Annotated in this window: 12 protein-coding genes and 2 pseudogenes; 7 read left to right on the top strand and 7 right to left on the bottom strand. The window is 71.8% G+C overall.

Features of this window, described 5'->3' with window-relative positions; all coding sequences use genetic code 11:
- The first annotated feature begins 125 nt into the window (after positions 1–125).
- Positions 126–920, top strand: a complete 795-nt coding sequence (locus tag ACX25U_RS28375) for a hypothetical protein (protein ID WP_454384096.1) — start codon at positions 126–128, stop codon at positions 918–920.
- 187 nt (positions 921–1,107) lie between these two features.
- Here the strand turns inward: ACX25U_RS28375 and ACX25U_RS28370 are convergent.
- Positions 1,108–1,263, bottom strand: a pseudogene (locus ACX25U_RS28370) (response regulator transcription factor); the annotation flags it as partial.
- A 122-nt stretch (positions 1,264–1,385) separates the two neighbouring features.
- On the opposite strand from ACX25U_RS28370, the gene ACX25U_RS28365 reads away from it, so the two are divergent.
- Positions 1,386–2,774 (top strand): IS1380 family transposase, encoded by a 1,389-nt coding sequence (locus ACX25U_RS28365; RefSeq protein ID WP_454384094.1) that lies wholly within the window; start codon positions 1,386–1,388, stop codon positions 2,772–2,774.
- A gap of 145 nt (positions 2,775–2,919) precedes the next feature.
- On the opposite strand, the pseudogene ACX25U_RS28360 reads toward ACX25U_RS28365, so the two are convergent.
- Positions 2,920–3,414 (bottom strand): annotated as a pseudogene (locus ACX25U_RS28360) (response regulator); the annotation flags it as partial.
- Positions 3,407–4,552 carry a GAF domain-containing sensor histidine kinase gene (locus ACX25U_RS28355; protein WP_454384093.1) on the bottom strand — a complete coding sequence of 382 codons (1,146 nt, stop codon included), beginning with the start codon at positions 4,550–4,552 and terminating at the stop codon, positions 3,407–3,409. The pseudogene ACX25U_RS28360 and the gene ACX25U_RS28355, both read right to left, overlap by 8 nt.
- A gap of 273 nt (positions 4,553–4,825) precedes the next feature.
- Here ACX25U_RS28355 and ACX25U_RS28350 point away from each other — a divergent pair, with 273 nt between their 5' ends.
- The 3 genes from ACX25U_RS28350 (at position 4,826) to ACX25U_RS28340 (ending at position 7,710) form a co-directional block, all read left to right on the top strand.
- Positions 4,826–5,521 (top strand): SDR family NAD(P)-dependent oxidoreductase, encoded by a 696-nt coding sequence (locus tag ACX25U_RS28350; protein ID WP_454384091.1) that lies wholly within the window; start codon positions 4,826–4,828, stop codon positions 5,519–5,521.
- Positions 5,518–6,654 (top strand): S-adenosylmethionine:tRNA ribosyltransferase-isomerase, encoded by a 1,137-nt coding sequence (locus ACX25U_RS28345; RefSeq protein ID WP_454384089.1) that lies wholly within the window; start codon positions 5,518–5,520, stop codon positions 6,652–6,654. The genes ACX25U_RS28350 and ACX25U_RS28345 overlap by 4 nt, the downstream gene beginning before the upstream one ends.
- Positions 6,655–6,951: 297 nt before the next feature.
- Positions 6,952–7,710: a transglycosylase SLT domain-containing protein gene (locus ACX25U_RS28340; protein ID WP_454384087.1), complete on the top strand. Its 759-nt coding sequence runs from the start codon at positions 6,952–6,954 to the stop codon at positions 7,708–7,710.
- Between the two features lie 110 nt (positions 7,711–7,820).
- Here ACX25U_RS28340 and ACX25U_RS28335 read toward each other — a convergent pair whose 3' ends face one another.
- Entirely contained in the window at positions 7,821–10,343 is a 2,523-nt protein-coding gene (locus tag ACX25U_RS28335) for an FHA domain-containing protein (protein ID WP_454394547.1), read from the bottom strand.
- A gap of 241 nt (positions 10,344–10,584) precedes the next feature.
- Between ACX25U_RS28335 and ACX25U_RS28330 the strand changes: the two genes are divergently transcribed.
- Entirely contained in the window at positions 10,585–12,429 is a 1,845-nt protein-coding gene (locus tag ACX25U_RS28330) for a streptophobe family protein (protein WP_454384085.1), read from the top strand.
- Positions 12,430–12,501: 72 nt separating this feature from the next.
- Positions 12,502–13,710, top strand: coding sequence for a phosphoserine phosphatase SerB (gene serB, locus ACX25U_RS28325; protein ID WP_454384083.1), 1,209 nt, complete (start codon positions 12,502–12,504; stop codon positions 13,708–13,710).
- A 65-nt stretch (positions 13,711–13,775) separates the two neighbouring features.
- On the opposite strand, the gene ACX25U_RS28320 is transcribed toward serB, so the two are convergent.
- The 3 genes from ACX25U_RS28320 to ACX25U_RS28310 all read right to left on the bottom strand — a co-directional run bounded on the left by ACX25U_RS28320 (position 13,776) and on the right by ACX25U_RS28310 (position 14,924).
- The gene (locus ACX25U_RS28320; RefSeq protein WP_454384081.1) at positions 13,776–14,294 is read right to left on the bottom strand and encodes a SixA phosphatase family protein; all 519 of its coding nucleotides are present in this window, start codon (positions 14,292–14,294) and stop codon (positions 13,776–13,778) included.
- Positions 14,295–14,412: 118 nt separating this feature from the next.
- Positions 14,413–14,619: a hypothetical protein gene (locus ACX25U_RS28315; RefSeq protein ID WP_454384080.1), complete on the bottom strand. Its 207-nt coding sequence runs from the start codon at positions 14,617–14,619 to the stop codon at positions 14,413–14,415.
- Positions 14,620–14,804: 185 nt separating this feature from the next.
- Positions 14,805–14,924 (bottom strand): SGM_5486 family transporter-associated protein, encoded by a 120-nt coding sequence (locus tag ACX25U_RS28310; protein WP_454384078.1) that lies wholly within the window; start codon positions 14,922–14,924, stop codon positions 14,805–14,807.
- Positions 14,925–14,952 lie beyond the last annotated feature (28 nt).

Below are 14,952 nucleotides of genomic sequence, written 5' to 3'. Positions count from 1 at the left end.
CCGCCGGTCTCGGCTGTCGCGTACGCCTGTGGCTCGGTCCGCCGCGCCGGTGGGCGCAGCCCTCAACGAATCTACGCCACGAGCCGGGCGGGACGGCCCATCGGTCCTCTCCTTAGGGTGGAGGCATGCTCTCGGAACCGCGCTCTGGACGCCTTGCCGCTTGGGGAAACGCCCTTTTGTCCGGACATGTCTCGCCGGACGACGCCGTGCTCGCCATGGTCGGGGACGATGCCGTCCACCGAGTGGAGGGACTGCCCGGGGAGTCGGGGCCGGTCGGGCTCACGCTGGCCCTGGGGCGGCTGCGGACGCTCGGGGTGACGGCACTGCGGGTGGCGCTGCCCGCGCCGGGGCATCCGCTGGGGCTGAGCGGGCCGCCGGAGTTCAATGCGCGGGCGCTGGAGGCCGAGGAGGCCGTGATCTGTCACGGGGCTGCTTTCGGGCTGGTGCCTCGGGCGTACGAGGTGGGGCCCGAGGGTGATGTGCACGCCGAGGTGGTGTGGCACGTGCTGCCCGTGCGGGAGGCGCCGCCGGCCGACGTGCCGTCGCTGGGTGAGGCCGAGCGGGAGCTGGCGGAGGCGTTGCGGGAGGCCACGGAGGTGCTGTCGCGGTTGGACGTGGCCGGGTCGGGGCCGGTGGCGGAGGCGGCGATCGACGCGTATCGGGCTCGGGCCGAAGGGAGGCGTGGGCGGGAGCTGCTGGCGCCCGGGTATCCGCCGCGGGCGGTGCGGGTGCTGGAGCTGGCGCAGCGGGTGGGGCTGCTGGTGTCGCTGGCGTACGAGAACGGGCACGGGGGTGCGGTGAGTGCGTCCGAGATGGGGGCGCGGGGGGATGTGCTGCGGGTGGTGGAGCGGACGGCTCGGCGGGCACAGGTCGCGGCGTACAACTCCGTTGTGGAGGAGCGGGAGAAGGGGGTGCGGTGAGCGTGGGGTGCGCAGGTGCCCGGGGGTGCGCTGTAGGGGTGGGTCGCGCAGCCCGGCACTTGCGGGGTGCCTCCCCCAAGCTCTTCGAGCAGGGAGCACCCCCAGCGCCCACCCGTGCCGCAGGGCGGCACGACTGCCCGCGGGGTACGCGCGGGTGCCCGCGGATTACGAGCCCGCGGGTTGGAGTTCAGCCCACTCCGTGGCGTACCGCCCATAGGGCCGCCTGGGTGCGGTCGGAGAGGTCCAGTTTCATCAGGATGTTGGAGACGTGGGTCTTGACGGTCTTTTCGGAGAGGACCAGGGCTCTGGCGATCTCGCGGTTGGAGCGGCCGTCGGCTATCAGCCTCGATCCACCGTGTGATCACCGGTCGGCGTGAGGGCCGGGAACGAAGAGGTGCCTTGTGACCTGCGATGATGAGAGTTCTCTACGCTCACATCAGGCACGATCAGCAAGGCACCTCTCGAGTGAAATTGTTCCACAGCCCGGCGCGGGTGTTCGCCGCGTTCGACGAGCCGAATCTCATCGCGCATGCCGGACTGGTCCCGGTGATCCGGCTGGCCGAGCGGTGCGGCCTGCCGGCCCTGGTCGCCGAGAAGGTCAAGCTGACCGGCGCGAAGAACGGCGCCGGGACGGCCGCCGACGCGAAGGCGATGAGCGTCGTGGGAGGCATGGTGGCCGGCGCGGACTCCATCGACGACCTGGATGTGCTGCGGCACGGCGGGCTGCCGAAACTCTTCGCAGGGGTGCGGGCACCGTCCACGCTCGGCACGTTCCTGCGTGCCTTCACCTGGGGACACGTGCGTCAACTGGAGGCGGCGGTACGCGCGTTCACCTGCAATCTGGCCGCCCACACGGGCTTCGTCCCGAAGGGGGACGAGGTGGTGTTCGTCGACATCGACTCCAAGGTCAAGCAGGTCTACGGCCCGGCCAAGCAGGGCGCCTCCTTCGGCTACACCAAGGTCCGCGGCCTCCACTTCCAGATCGTCACCGTCAAGACCGCCACCTGCGCGCCGGTCATCGTCGCAACAAGGCTGCGCAAGGGCTCGGCGGGCTCCGGCAAGGGCGCCGCCTCGCTGCTGCGCGAGGCCCTCGCGGCGGTGCGGTCCATGGGCATCACCGCACAGATCATCGTCCGCGCGGACTCCGCCTACTTCTCCCACAAGGTCGTGGACGCCTGCCGCAAGGCCGGCGCCCGCTTCTCCCTGGCCGTCGCGGTCACCAAGACGATCCGCGTAGCCATCGAGACGATCGATCCCGACGCCTGGAGATCGATCAAGTACACCGACGCGATCTGGGACGACGAGGAGGAACGCTGGATCTCCGACGCAGAGATCGCCGAGATCGGCTTCACCGCGTTCACCAGCAAGAAGAAGGCCTTCCGCGTCACCGCCCGGCTCATCGTGCGCCGCGTGAAACGGCTGAACCCCAAGACGGTCCCCGACGGGCAGAGCGAACTGTTCGCCGTCTGGCGCCACCACGCGATCTTCACCGACAGCGTCTTCGTCCTCACCGACGCCGAGCCCATGCACCGCGCTCACGCCGCGGTGGAACAGGTCTTCGCCGACCTGGAGGACTCCGCCCTGGCCCACCTGCCCTCGGGGAAGTTCACCGCGAACGCGGCCTGGCTCACCCTGGCGGCAGCCGCCTACAACCTCACCCGCGCCGCCGGCCACCTCACCTCCACCTTCCACGCACGGGCCCGGACCGGCACCATCCGCCGCCACCTGATCACCGTCCCGGCCCGCATCGCCCGCCCAGGACGACGCCTCGTGCTGCACCTGCCCCAACACTGGCGCTGGGCCGACGACTTCATCGGCCTGTGGACCGCCACCGGCCAGCGCATGCAGACCTGAGCAGCCAGACCCCGCCGTCCACCCACGACCTGGAAGACCTCGGAGAACCCGCCACCGGAACGGCCATCCGGAACCCCGCCCTGCCCCAAACCGAAAACCCACCCCGAAAAGCAATCACACTGCGCGATCAAAAATCACGCGGTGGATCGAGGATCAGGGCGAGGACCTCGCGCTCCCGTTCCGTCAGGGATGTTCCGCGGCCCTGGCCGGTGGCGGTCTCCTCCTGGGACAGCAGGGCGATCGCCACCTCCGGTTGGAGGAGGATGTGGCCGGCGTGCACCGAACGGATGGCGCCGGCGAGAGCGTCGGGGTCCACGTCCTTGTAGACGTACCCGGCGGCGCCCGCGCGCAGGGCCGGAACGACCGTGCGCTGTTCGGTGAAGCTGGTGACGATCAGCACGCGCGCGGGGTTGCCGAGTTCACGGAGCCGGCGCAGTGCCTCGACGCCGTCCATGACGGGCATCTTGACGTCCATGAGGACGACGTCGGGCCTCAGTTCCTCGGTCCGGGCGACGCCTTCCGCACCGTCGGCCGCTTCGCCCACGACCTCGATGTCGTCCTGTACCTCCAGAAAGGTGCGCAGGCCCCGGCGGACCACCTGGTGGTCGTCGACGAGCAACACCTTGATCGGTTCAGCCACCGGGGACCTCCATCTCGATCACGGTGCCCTTGCCGGGCGCCGATTCCACCGTCAGCCGGCCGCCGACACCGCTCGCCCGGTCCCGCATGGAGACCAGGCCGAGGTGGCGGCCGGCCCGGCGCACCGCCATGGGGTCGAAGCCGGTGCCGTCGTCGGTGATCCGCAGGACGGCACCGCGGCCGTGGCGGTCCAGGGTGACGTCGACGTGTTCCGCCCGGGCGTGCCGCAGCGCGTTGTGCAGGGCCTCCTGGGCGACGCGGAGCATGGCCTCCTCCTGGGCGGCCGGCAGGGCGCGCGGGCCGCGGGCGGTGAAGGTGACGCGCGCGCTGTGGGCGCGGTCGAGGACCTGGATCTGGGTGCGGAGGGTGGCGACCAGGCCGTCCTCGTCGAGGGCCGCGGGGCGCAACTCCACGACGGCGGCGCGCAGTTCGTCGACCGCTTCGGCGGCGAGGACGGCCACCTGCTGCAGTTCGCCCTTGGCGCGCACCGGGTCGCGGTCGACGAGGGCGGCGGCGGCCTGGGCGGTCAGGCGCAGGGAGAACAGCTTCTGGCTGACCGCGTCGTGCAGTTCGTGGGCGAGGCGGGAGCGCTCCTCGGCGATGGTCAGCTCGCGGCTGCGTTCGTAGAGGCGGGCGTTGGTGAGGGCGATCGCGGCGTGCTGGGCGAGGATGGAGAGCAGTTCCTCGTCCTCCTTGGTGAAGCCGCAGCTGCCCTCGGGCTTGGGGCAGCGCTTGTTCGCCAGGAACAGCGCGCCGATGACCTCGTCGCCGTCGCGGATCGGCAGACCCAGGAAGTCGGACATCTCCGGGTGGGCGGCCGGCCAGCCCTCGAAGCGCGGGTCCTTGCGCACGTCCGCGAGGCGCTCGGCCTTCGCCTCGCGCAGCATCGCGGCGAGGATGCCGTGCTGGCGCGGGAGCGGGCCGATGGCCCGCCACTGCTCGTCGCTGACCCCGTCGACCACGAACTGGGCGAAGCCGCCGTGGTCGTCCGGTACACCGAGGGCGGCGTACTGCGCGTCGAGCAGCTCGCGGGCCGAGGCGACGATCGTCTTCAGGACGTCGCGCACCTCGAGGTGCCTGCTCATGGCCAGCAGCGCGGAACTCACCGCGGCGAGGCCGGACCGGGGACCTTGACTCATGTCCTCACGGTACCGGCGGGGTCCGACACCGCGGATCGGCCCCGGGGCTGCCCCGCCCGGGCCACTGGACCTAGGTCCGCGGGCCGAGCGCGAGCGACCTGGGCCGGCGGGACCGGGTCGCTCGCCCTACGGCGAAAGGCCCCGCCGGTTTGCGGCCCGCGTCCGAGGCGGCGCCAGGGTCGCCGTTCCTACGTTGGGCGGCGCGCCGGTTCGGAGGCGCACGAGGACGGCCCGGCGGCAAGGGACGGGTGTCATGAACAGGGGACGGGTGTCATGCCGGTAGCGATCATCACAGGGGCTTCGAAGGGGCTGGGGCGGGCGCTGGCCCAGGCGCTGGCCGCGCACGGCTGGGATCTGGTGCTCGACGCCAGGAGTGCGGAGGTGCTGGGGGAAACGGCGCGGGCCGTCTCCGCGCACGGCACGCGCGTGGAGGCCCTGCCCGGGGACGTCACGGACGCCGGGCACCGGGCCGAGCTGGTGGCGGCCGCGCGCAAGCTGGGCGGTGTCGACCTGGTGGTGCACAACGCGAGCGCGCTGGGCGCGGAGCCGCTCGTGCGGCTGGCGGAGCTGCCCCTGGAGGGGCTGCGCCGGGCGCTGGAGGTGAACGCGGTCGCCGCGCTGGGGCTGGTGCAGGAGGCGCTGCCGGCACTGCGGGATTCGGTACGCGGCACGGTGGTCGCGGTGAGTTCGGACGCGGCCGTCGAGGCGTACGGGACGTGGGGCGGCTACGGGGCGTCCAAGGCGGCGCTGGACCACCTGGCGGCGGTGCTCGCCGAGGAGGAGCCGGGACTGCGGGTGTGGGCGGTGGACCCGGGGGACATGGCCACCGACCTGTATGCGGCGGCCGTACCGGACGACGACGCCCCGCGTCCGGCGCCGGGCCAGGTGGTGCCGGCGTTCCTGCGGCTGCTGGAGGAGCGTCCGGCGAGCGGCCGCTACAGCGCGCCCGCCCTGCTGGAGGGGCGATGACCCTGACCGTGCGGGTTCCGCGGGAGCTGTCGGCGCGGGTGCCGGCCGAGCAGCGGGGTCCCGGGCTGGACCGGGACGCCGTACGTCTGCTGGTGTCGCGTGGCACGGAGGTGTCGCACCACGCCTTCCGGGAGCTGCCGCGGCTGCTGCGCGCCGGGGATCTGCTCGTGGTGAACACCTCCCCCACGCTGGCCGCCGCGGTGGACGGGCGGATCGGGCACGCGCGTGTGGTGGTGCACTTCTCCACGCGCGGGGACGACGGTCGCTGGGCGGTGGAGATACGGGACCCGGACGGGGCGGGTACTACACGCGCGCGTGAATCAAGCTGGGCGCGAAGCGCTCCTTGCAAGGGTGGTGGTGGGAGACGGGCGGGCGGGCCCGCGGGTACGGAGGTAGGGGTGCCCGGGGGCGTACGGCTGGTGCTGGAGGAGCCGCTGGGCGCGGAGAGCGCGCGACTGTGGTGGGCGCGGGTGTCGGGGCCCTCGGTACTCGGGATGCTGCGGGTGCACGGGCGGCCCATTCGTTACTCCTATACGGAGCGGGACCAGCCGTTGTCCGTGTACCAGACGGTGTTCGCGGTGCCGTCGGCCGACGGCTCGGGCAGCGCGGAGATGCCGAGCGCGGCGCGGCCCTTCACGGGGCGGCTGGTGGCTGAGCTGGTGAGCCGGGGGGTGCTGTTCGCGCCGATCGTCCTGCACACGGGCGTGGCCTCGGCCAAGGCGCACGAGCCGCCGTATCCGGAGCGGTTCTCGGTGTCCGAGGCGTCGGCCCGGCTGATCAACGGCGTACGGGCGGGCGGCGGCCGGGTGATCGCGGTGGGGACCACGGCGGTGCGGGCCGTGGAGTCGGCGGCCGGGCCGGACGGTGTGGTCCGAGCGGTCGCGGGGTGGACCGATCTCGTGGTGACGCCCGGGCGCGGCGTACGGGCCGTGGACGGGCTGCTGACCGGGCTGCACGAGCCGGAGGCCTCGCATCTGCTGATGCTGGAGGCGGTCGCGGGACGGGCGGCGGTCGACCGCGGGTATGAGCAGGCCGTTCGTGGGCACTATCTCTGGCACGAGTTCGGCGATGCGCATCTCGTCCTTCCGGCGAAAACCGCTCACCCGGAGCGTTGCGGCGGCAACCCGGCGTGATGAGACCCCTCCCCCGGTGTGAGGCCGCGCATAGGGCGCGCATCACGTACGAACCGGCATAGGAGACACAGGACCCCCACGTGAACGGGACGGATGACCTGATCTGTCCCGTTTTATCTGTTCCCGTTCCACTATCCGGCTTCGTACGTCACACCTTTGCCCGCCGATTTTGCGGCAGCTAAGAATTACTCCCGTCGCTCAGCGCCGCGGTTTTCCGCTCGCGGTGTTTGCGCGGGAAGGACCCCCTCCCGCAGTCCGGAGAGCGACCTCCGAGCTACTCGAAGAGGTCCATTAGCCATGCCCGCAAACTTCCGTCTCCGTGCTCATGGCCGTGCCCTGACCAAGCGCCGCAAGGTCGTCGTCGCCGGTGCCGCCGTTCTCGGCGCCGCCACCCTGGCCGTCTCCGCCGCGCCCAGCCAGGCCCAGACGGCGACCGGCGCCGCCGCCGTCTCCGCGGCCCCGGTGCAGCTCGGCACCCAGCCGATCAAGGGCGTCAAGGCCGGCGTCACCGACCAGCTCGCCGGTGACAGCGTGAAGATCCAGGCCATCGAGGCCAAGAAGCAGGCCGCTGCCAAGAAGGCCACCACCCAGGCCGTCGCCAAGAAGGCCACCACCCAGGCCGTCGCCAAGAAGGCCGCCGTCAAGAAGGCCCGGGCCGCGCACCAGGTCAAGCAGTCCGCGAGCCGGTCCGCCGAGCGGCCGCAGATGCAGATGGTCGCCGCCTCCACCAGCTACGGCAACAACCTGGACGGCTGGATCCGGCAGTCGCTGGCCGTCATGAAGCAGAACAACATCCCCGGCTCCTACCACGGCCTGCACAAGAACATCATGCGGGAGTCCTCGGGCAACCCCAACGCCATCAACAACTGGGACATCAACGCCCGCAACGGCATCCCGTCCAAGGGCCTGCTGCAGGTCATCGAGCCGACCTTCAGGGCGCACCACGTCCCCGGCACGTCCCACAACATCTACGACCCGGTCGCCAACATCACCGCCGCCGCCAACTACGCGGCCAAGCGGTACGGCTCGATCGACAACGTCAACAGCGCGTACTGACGTCGCGTACTGACGTACTGAGGCCGGCGCGGACCTCTCACGAGACGCGGAAAGGGCGGCACCCCGTTGCGGGGTGCCGCCCTTCGGCGTCCTGACACGGCCTCGTGCGGTTACTTGCGCATGACCTCCGGCTCGTGGCGGCGCAGGAAGCGAGCCACCAGGACCCCGCAGACCACGCCGAGGGCGATCAGCGCGGCCATGTCGACGGCCCAGGCCGAGGCCGCGTGGTCCCACAACGGGTCGGTGCTGGACGGGTCGTCGGTGTTCGGGGCGATGTTGTTGAAGTCCAGCGTGGTGCCGGCGGCGGCCACCGCCCAGCGCGACGGCATCAGGTACGAGAACTCGTTGACGCCGACGGTGCCGTTCAGGGTGAACAGGCAGCCGGTGAAGACGACCTGGACGATCGCGAACATGACCAGCAGCGGCATGGTCTTCTCGGCGGTCTTCACCAGCGAGGAGATGACCAGGCCGACCATCATCGAGGTGAAGCCGAGCCCCATGACCGGCAGGCACAGCTCGAACAGCGTCGCGTTGCCGAGGATCAGACCCTTTTCCGGGATCTCGCGGCTGGAGAAGCCGATCAGGCCGACCATCAGGCCCTGCAGCACGGTGACGGTGCCGAGCACGACCACCTTCGACATCAGATACGCCGAGCGGGACAGGCCGGTCGCGCGTTCCCGCTCGTAGATCACCCGTTCCTTGATCAGCTCACGGACGGAGTTCGCGGCGCCCGCGAAGCAGGCGCCGACCGCGATGAGCAGCAGCACCGTGGTCGCCGTGCCGTTCGGGATGGGCACGCCGGTCTTCGGGTTGACCGGGTTGACCAGCAGACCTCTGTTGTGGTCGATGAGCAGGCTGACCGCGCCGATCACCGCCGGCAGGATCACCGACAGCGCCATGAAACCCTTGTCGGAGGCGATCACCGCGACGTACCGCCGGATCAGGGTCAGCAGCTGCGAGCCCCAGCCCTGCGGCTTGGGCGGCTTGATGGCCTGCGGCGGCGGCATGTGTGCGGACTGCGGGGCGGCCGCGTCGATGTCCGCGGCGTACATCTGGTAGTGCTGCGAGCCCTTCCAGCGGCCCGCCCAGTCGTAGTCGCGGTAGTTCTCGAAGGCGGAGAAGACGTCGGCCCAGCTGTCGTAGCCGAAGAAGTTCAGCGCCTCCTCCGGCGGGCCGAAGTAGGCCACGGCGCCGCCCGGCGCCATCACCAGCAGCTTGTCGCACAGCGCCAGCTCGGCCACCGAGTGGGTGACGACGAGGACGGTGCGGCCGTCGTCGGCCAGGCCGCGCAGCAGCGTCATCACGTCGCGGTCCATGCCCGGGTCGAGACCGGAGGTCGGCTCGTCCAGGAAGATCAGCGACGGCTTGGTGAGCAGCTCCAGGGCCACCGACACGCGCTTGCGCTGGCCACCGGAGAGGGAGGTGACCTTCTTGTCCTTGTGGGGGTCCAGCTTCAGCTCGCGCAGCACCTCGTCGATGCGGGCCTCGCGCTCGGCTGCCGTGGTGTCGGCCGGGAAGCGCAGCTTGGCCGCGTACTTCAGCGCCTTCTTGACGGTCAGCTCCTTGTGCAGGATGTCGTCCTGCGGGACCAGGCCGATGCGCTGACGCAGCTCGGCGAACTGCTTGTAGAGGTTCCGGTTGTCGTAGAGGACCTCGCCCTGGTCGGCGGGCCGGTAGCCGGTGAGCGCCTTGAGCAGGGTCGACTTGCCGGAGCCGGACGGGCCGATGACCCCGACCAGCGACTTCTCCGGGACGCCGAAGGAGACGTCCTTGAGGATCTGCTTGCCGCCGTCGACCGTCACGGTCAGATGGCGGGCGGAGAAGGACACCTCACCGGTGTCGACGAACTCCTCCAGCCGGTCGCCGACGATCCGGAACGTCGAGTGGCCGACGCCGACGATGTCGGTCGGGCCGAGCTGCACCGAGCCGCCCTTGGGGACCGGGTGGCCGTTGACGTACGTGCCGTTGTGCGAGCCGAGGTCGCGGATCTCGAAGCGCCCGTCGGGCGTGGCGTGGAACTCCGCGTGGCTGCGGGAGACCTGGAGGTCGGAGACGACCAGGTCGTTCTCCAGGGCACGGCCGATGCGCATCACACGGCCGAGCGAGAACTGGTGGAAGGTGGTGGGGCTGCGGTCGCCGTAGGCGGGCGGCGCGCCGGCGCCACCGCCGGGGCCCTGCTGCTGCGGAATCGACGGTGTCTGCGGCCCCTGCTGCGGTTGCTGCCGGCCGGCCTGCGGCGCCTGGTGTTGCGACGCCTGCTGCTGCGCCCAGCCGGGGCCGGCGCCCTGGGCGGAGTACGGCTGCTGCTGGGGCTGGGCCTGCGGCGTGCCCACGGGGGCCGCGGCCGCGGAGAGGCTCAGCTGCGGCCCGTCGGTCGCGTTGCCGAGACGGACCGCCGAGCCGGGGCCGATCTCCGTCTGCTGGATCCGCTGCCCCTGCACGAACGTGCCGTTGGTGCTGCCGTGGTCCTCGATGCCCCAACTGCGGCCGTCGAAGCGGACCGTGGCGTGACGCCAGGAGACCCTGGCGTCGTCGAACACGATGTCTCCCTGCGGATCGCGTCCCAGGGTGTAAGGCCTGGACGGGTCGAGCGTCCAGGTCCGTCCATTGGTTTCCAGTACGAGTTCCGGCACTCCAAGCCCCACTGAGTTGTCCCCCGAGTTACCCCCGTCGCAGGGAGTCTAGGGATGTCGAACATCGTGGGGAACTATTTCAGGCTCCGTCCTCTGACCGAAACCCGGGCCTTGTGAAGAGCGCCCACGTCCGCTTCGACTGTTTCCCGTTGACGGGGTTGAAACCCGGCCGGAGAGTGGTATTCCACGCGAGGGGGACATGCGCGGCAGTCGCGCCGCGCCGCGGATCGGGGGGCCTGCCATGAACGCTGCCACGGAAGCCGGGACCGCGAGGCGCGGTGCGCGCCTGCCCTGGCTGGATGTGCTGCTGTCCGCGATCGCCTCCGTGAGCTGGACTTTGATCGGCATGGCGGGCACGGCGGCGCTGGGGCTGCACCTGCTGCGGGCCGACTCGGCGGGATCGCTCGGGCCGATGACCGCGGCGGTGGTGGCACTTGGGGCGGGTGGTTCGGTCACGCCGTCCGGCGACGTGTCCGCGTTCGGTCTCAAAGGCGCCGAGGCGCACACCGCCATCCAGATCACGCCACTGGGGGTGAGCCTGGTCGGGGCGCTGCTGCTGTCGTGGTTCTTCCTGCGGTCCTTGCGCACGGCGGGAGTTGTGATCTCACCGGCCGAACTCCTCACCCGGGCGGGTGCGGTGGTGACGCTGTTCGTGGCGATGCTGGGCGGGCTGGCCTGGGCGGGGCACGATGTCGTCACGATCGACGGGAGCTCGCTCGGGCAGGGCAGGCTGCCCGGCGGCGGAGGGTCGGGGGACGTGCGCCTTCCCGGGCTGGGCGACCTGGGGGACATCGGCGGACTCCTCCCCGACGACATCGGCAGGCTCATCGACGCCAAGGCGGCGGTCGGCTTCACCGTCGACACGGCGCCGACCCTGCTGGGCGGGCTCGGCTGGTCGGCCGGGATCCTGCTGATCGCCCTGCTGGCCTCGCGCCGTACGCCGTTGCCGCACGGCTGGGACGTCGTGCACCGGGTGGTGCGGCCGGCCGTGTCCGCGCTGGTCACGGTGGTGATGCTCGCGGTGGCGGCGGGTCTCGCGGCGGCGGCGTACGCGGCGATCGGCGACGACCGTCCCCGGCGCATCGCGGGCGCCGCGCTGCTCGGCGCGCCCAACGGGGTGTGGCTCGGCGTCCCGGTCGGCCTGTTCGTCCCCTTCGACGGCCACGCGACCGGCGAACTGGCCAAGCTCCTGCCCGACCCCCTGGACAAGTTCCTGACCGTGCACTCCGACCAGCCGGTCACGCTGTCCCGGCTGGCCGACCTGGACGGCCGGGTGTGGCTGCTGGGGGTGGCGGCGGCGCTGATGATGCTGCTGGCGGGGGTCCTGACGGCGGTACGGACGCCGGTGGGGGCGGGGCAGGGCGCCCTCGGTCTCGCGGGGCGGTGCGCACTGCGGCTGGGCATCGCCACCGCGCCGGCGCTTTTGCTGCTCGCGTGGCTGACGGAGGTGTCGGTGGACGCGTCCCTGTCCGTACTCGGCTTCGACGCGTTCGGCGCGGGGTTGGAACTGCGCGGCCACCTGGGTACGGCGTTGCTCATGGGCGCGGCGTGGGGCGCCGGGGCGGGCGCGGTGGGTGCCCTGATGGCCCACGCCACCGGAGCTGCGGGACGGCGGGCGGCGCCGTTGGCACGGGGTGACATGGGAGGCGGCCCGGGGCCGGGGGCGGGGACAGGGGGCGGCGCGGGCGGGGCCCGGCGTCCCGAGCACGCGGAGCAGCAGGCCGGCCCCTACACGCCCGGTACGCCCTACCGGCCGCCGAACCCGTCCACCAATCCGTATCTCCGTCTGCCCGGTGAACCGCGATCCCCGGAAGCCCCGGAAGTCCAGGAATCCCCTGAGGACGCCCGCCCGCCGGACGGTCAGGGGCAGGGCGGCGGGGCGGCGTCCTCCGGGCGGGCGGAGCCCGGGAGCGGCGGGCCGCCTCGGCCCGGGTCGTCGGCCGACGGCGTGTACGGCGCTCCGACGGTGATCGGCCCCATGGAGCCGCCCTCACGTCCGCCCGGCCGGCGTGCGAGCAAGTGGCCGGGCGACGGTCCGCCGCCCCCGCCTTCTCCTCCACGGCCTCCTCGACGCCCGGAGCAGTGATGCCCGTGCTGCTGTCCGCCAGGCGGACCTGGAAGGCGGGAGGCACTGGGTGCCGGATACCGTGGAAACACCATGAGCGCTTCGCAGACCTCTGACGATCCCACCCTTCTCGTCAAGATCTTCGGGAAGGACAGGCCGGGCATCACGGCCGGACTCTTCGACACCCTCGCCGCCTACTCCGTCGACGTGGTCGACATCGAGCAGGTCGTCACCCGTGGCCGTATGGTGCTGTGCGTGCTCGTCACGCAGCCGCCCGCCGGGCTCGAGGGCGATCTGCGGGCCACCGTGCACAGCTGGGCCGAGTCGATGAAGATGCAGGCGGAGATCATCTCCGGCCGTGGCGACAACCGGCCGCGCGGCCTCGGACGCTCCCTGGTCACCGTGCTCGGCCACCCGCTCACCGCGGAGGCGACCGCCCGGATCGCCGCGCGGATCGCCGGGGCCGGCGGCAACATCGACCGTATCTTCCGGCTGGCCAAGTACCCGGTGACGGCGGTGGAGTTCGCGGTGTCCGGCGTGGAGACGGAGCCGCTGCGCACCGCTCTGGCCACGGAGGCGGCGGCACTCGGTGTCGATGTGGCGGTCGTCGGCGCGGGCCTGCACCGGCGGGCGCAGCGGCTGGTGGTGATGGACGTGGACTCCACGCTCATCCAGGACGAGGTGATCGAGCTCTTCGCCGGGCACGCCGGCTGCGAGGACAAGGTCGCCGAGGTGACGGCGGCCGCGATGCGCGGCGAGCTGGACTTCGAGGAGTCGCTGCACGCGCGCGTGGCGCTGCTGGCGGGGCTGGACGCCTCGGTGGTGGACAAGGTGCGCAGCGAGGTGCGGCTGACTCCGGGCGCGCGCACCCTGATCCGTACGCTCAAGCGGCTCGGTTACCAGGTGGGTGTCGTCTCAGGCGGGTTCACGCAGGTCACCGACGATCTGAAGGAGCGGCTCGGGCTGGACTTCGCGCAGGCCAACACGCTGGAGATCGTCGACGGGAAGCTGACGGGCCGGGTCACCGGCGAGATCGTGGACCGGGCGGGCAAGGCGCGGCTGCTGCGCCGGTTCGCCGCGGAGGCGGGCGTTCCGCTGTCGCAGACGGTCGCGATCGGTGACGGCGCCAATGACCTGGACATGCTGAACGCGGCCGGTCTCGGGGTCGCCTTCAATGCCAAGCCGGTGGTGCGGGAGGCGGCACACACCGCGGTGAACGTGCCGTTCCTCGACACGGTCCTTTACCTGCTCGGGGTCACCCGGGAAGAGGTCGAGGCGGCGGACGCGCACGTGGAGGACTGAGCGGTTCACGAGAGGCGGCCCGGCACCCACGCGGTGCCGGGCCGCCTCTCGCTCGGGCCGTCGGGCTACTCCGACGGCGCCCAGTAGTCGAGCAGCGTGGCCACGCCCGGCTCCAGGGTCTTCCAGGAGCCGTCGAAGGACACCAGGGCGAACGCCGCGGCCGGGAATCCGCGGCGGCTCATCCGCTCGCGGGCGCCGCCCTCGGCCGAACCGGACAGCACCTCGGCCAGACCCTGGATGCCCGGGTTGTGGCCGACGAGGATCAGGTTCTGCACGTCGTCCGGCGTTTCGTTGAGCACGGCGATCAGCTCGCCGGGCGAGGCCTCGTAGACCCGCTCCTCGTAGACGGTTTTCGGCCGCTGCGGCAACTCGTGGACGGCGAGCTTCCAGGTCTCACGGGTGCGGGTCGCGGTCGAGCACAGGGCCAGGTCGAAGGGGACACCGGTGTCGGCGAGCTTTCGGCCGGCGACTGCGGCGTCCTTGCGGCCCCGCTCGGCGAGCGGTCGTTCGTGGTCGGTCACCTGTGGCCAGTCGGCTTTCGCATGCCGGAAGAGGACGATCCTGCGGGGTTCTGCGACGCTCATGGCACCCAGCTTCGCATGAAACAGGCCACGAGGCGCAGGGAGTTGACATGCGACTTCTCGGCCGACGCGGGTGGCACGGGGCCGTGCCCGAGGGCGCCTGGGCGGGGCGGTGCGGGCGTCACCGGGCGAGCAGCTCCTGGACGCGCTGGAACAGCTGGGTGATCGCGGGGCCGCCGGCGGCCGCGTGGGCGTCCGCCGGGTTCAGTATCAGGGCGAGCAGCGCGACGAACGCCAGGACGGGCAGGGCAAGAGCCCACCACGGCAGCCGGGAGTCGACGCCGCCCGTGGTCGCCGGGTGGGGCCGGGTGTGCGTACGGGCCGACATGCTCGCCTCCGCTGGTCTCCGAGGTCCGTGGACCGCCTCTCGCGGTCACATCTCGAAGCTACGGAATCCGCGCTCCCCGGCCCATCCGGTGATCCACCCACTTGACCCTGACCCTCGCCCCCTAGGGGACGGGGGGTTATCCCCACCACCGGCCCTGATGCGGCGGGGTCACGGTGACACGAGGGTCACGGCGACACGAGGGTCGCGATGATGGCGATGATCACGAAGATGGCGAAGAACGCGCCGAACACGATCAGCAACTTCTTCTGGCCGTTCTGCGGGTCCGGGTCGAGCACAGGCTGCATGCGCCCCAGTCTCGCACCCTTCGTCCGG

The organism is Streptomyces sp. JNUCC 63 (assembly GCF_054366325.1).
This window is presented reverse-complemented; position numbering and strand designations above follow the sequence as displayed.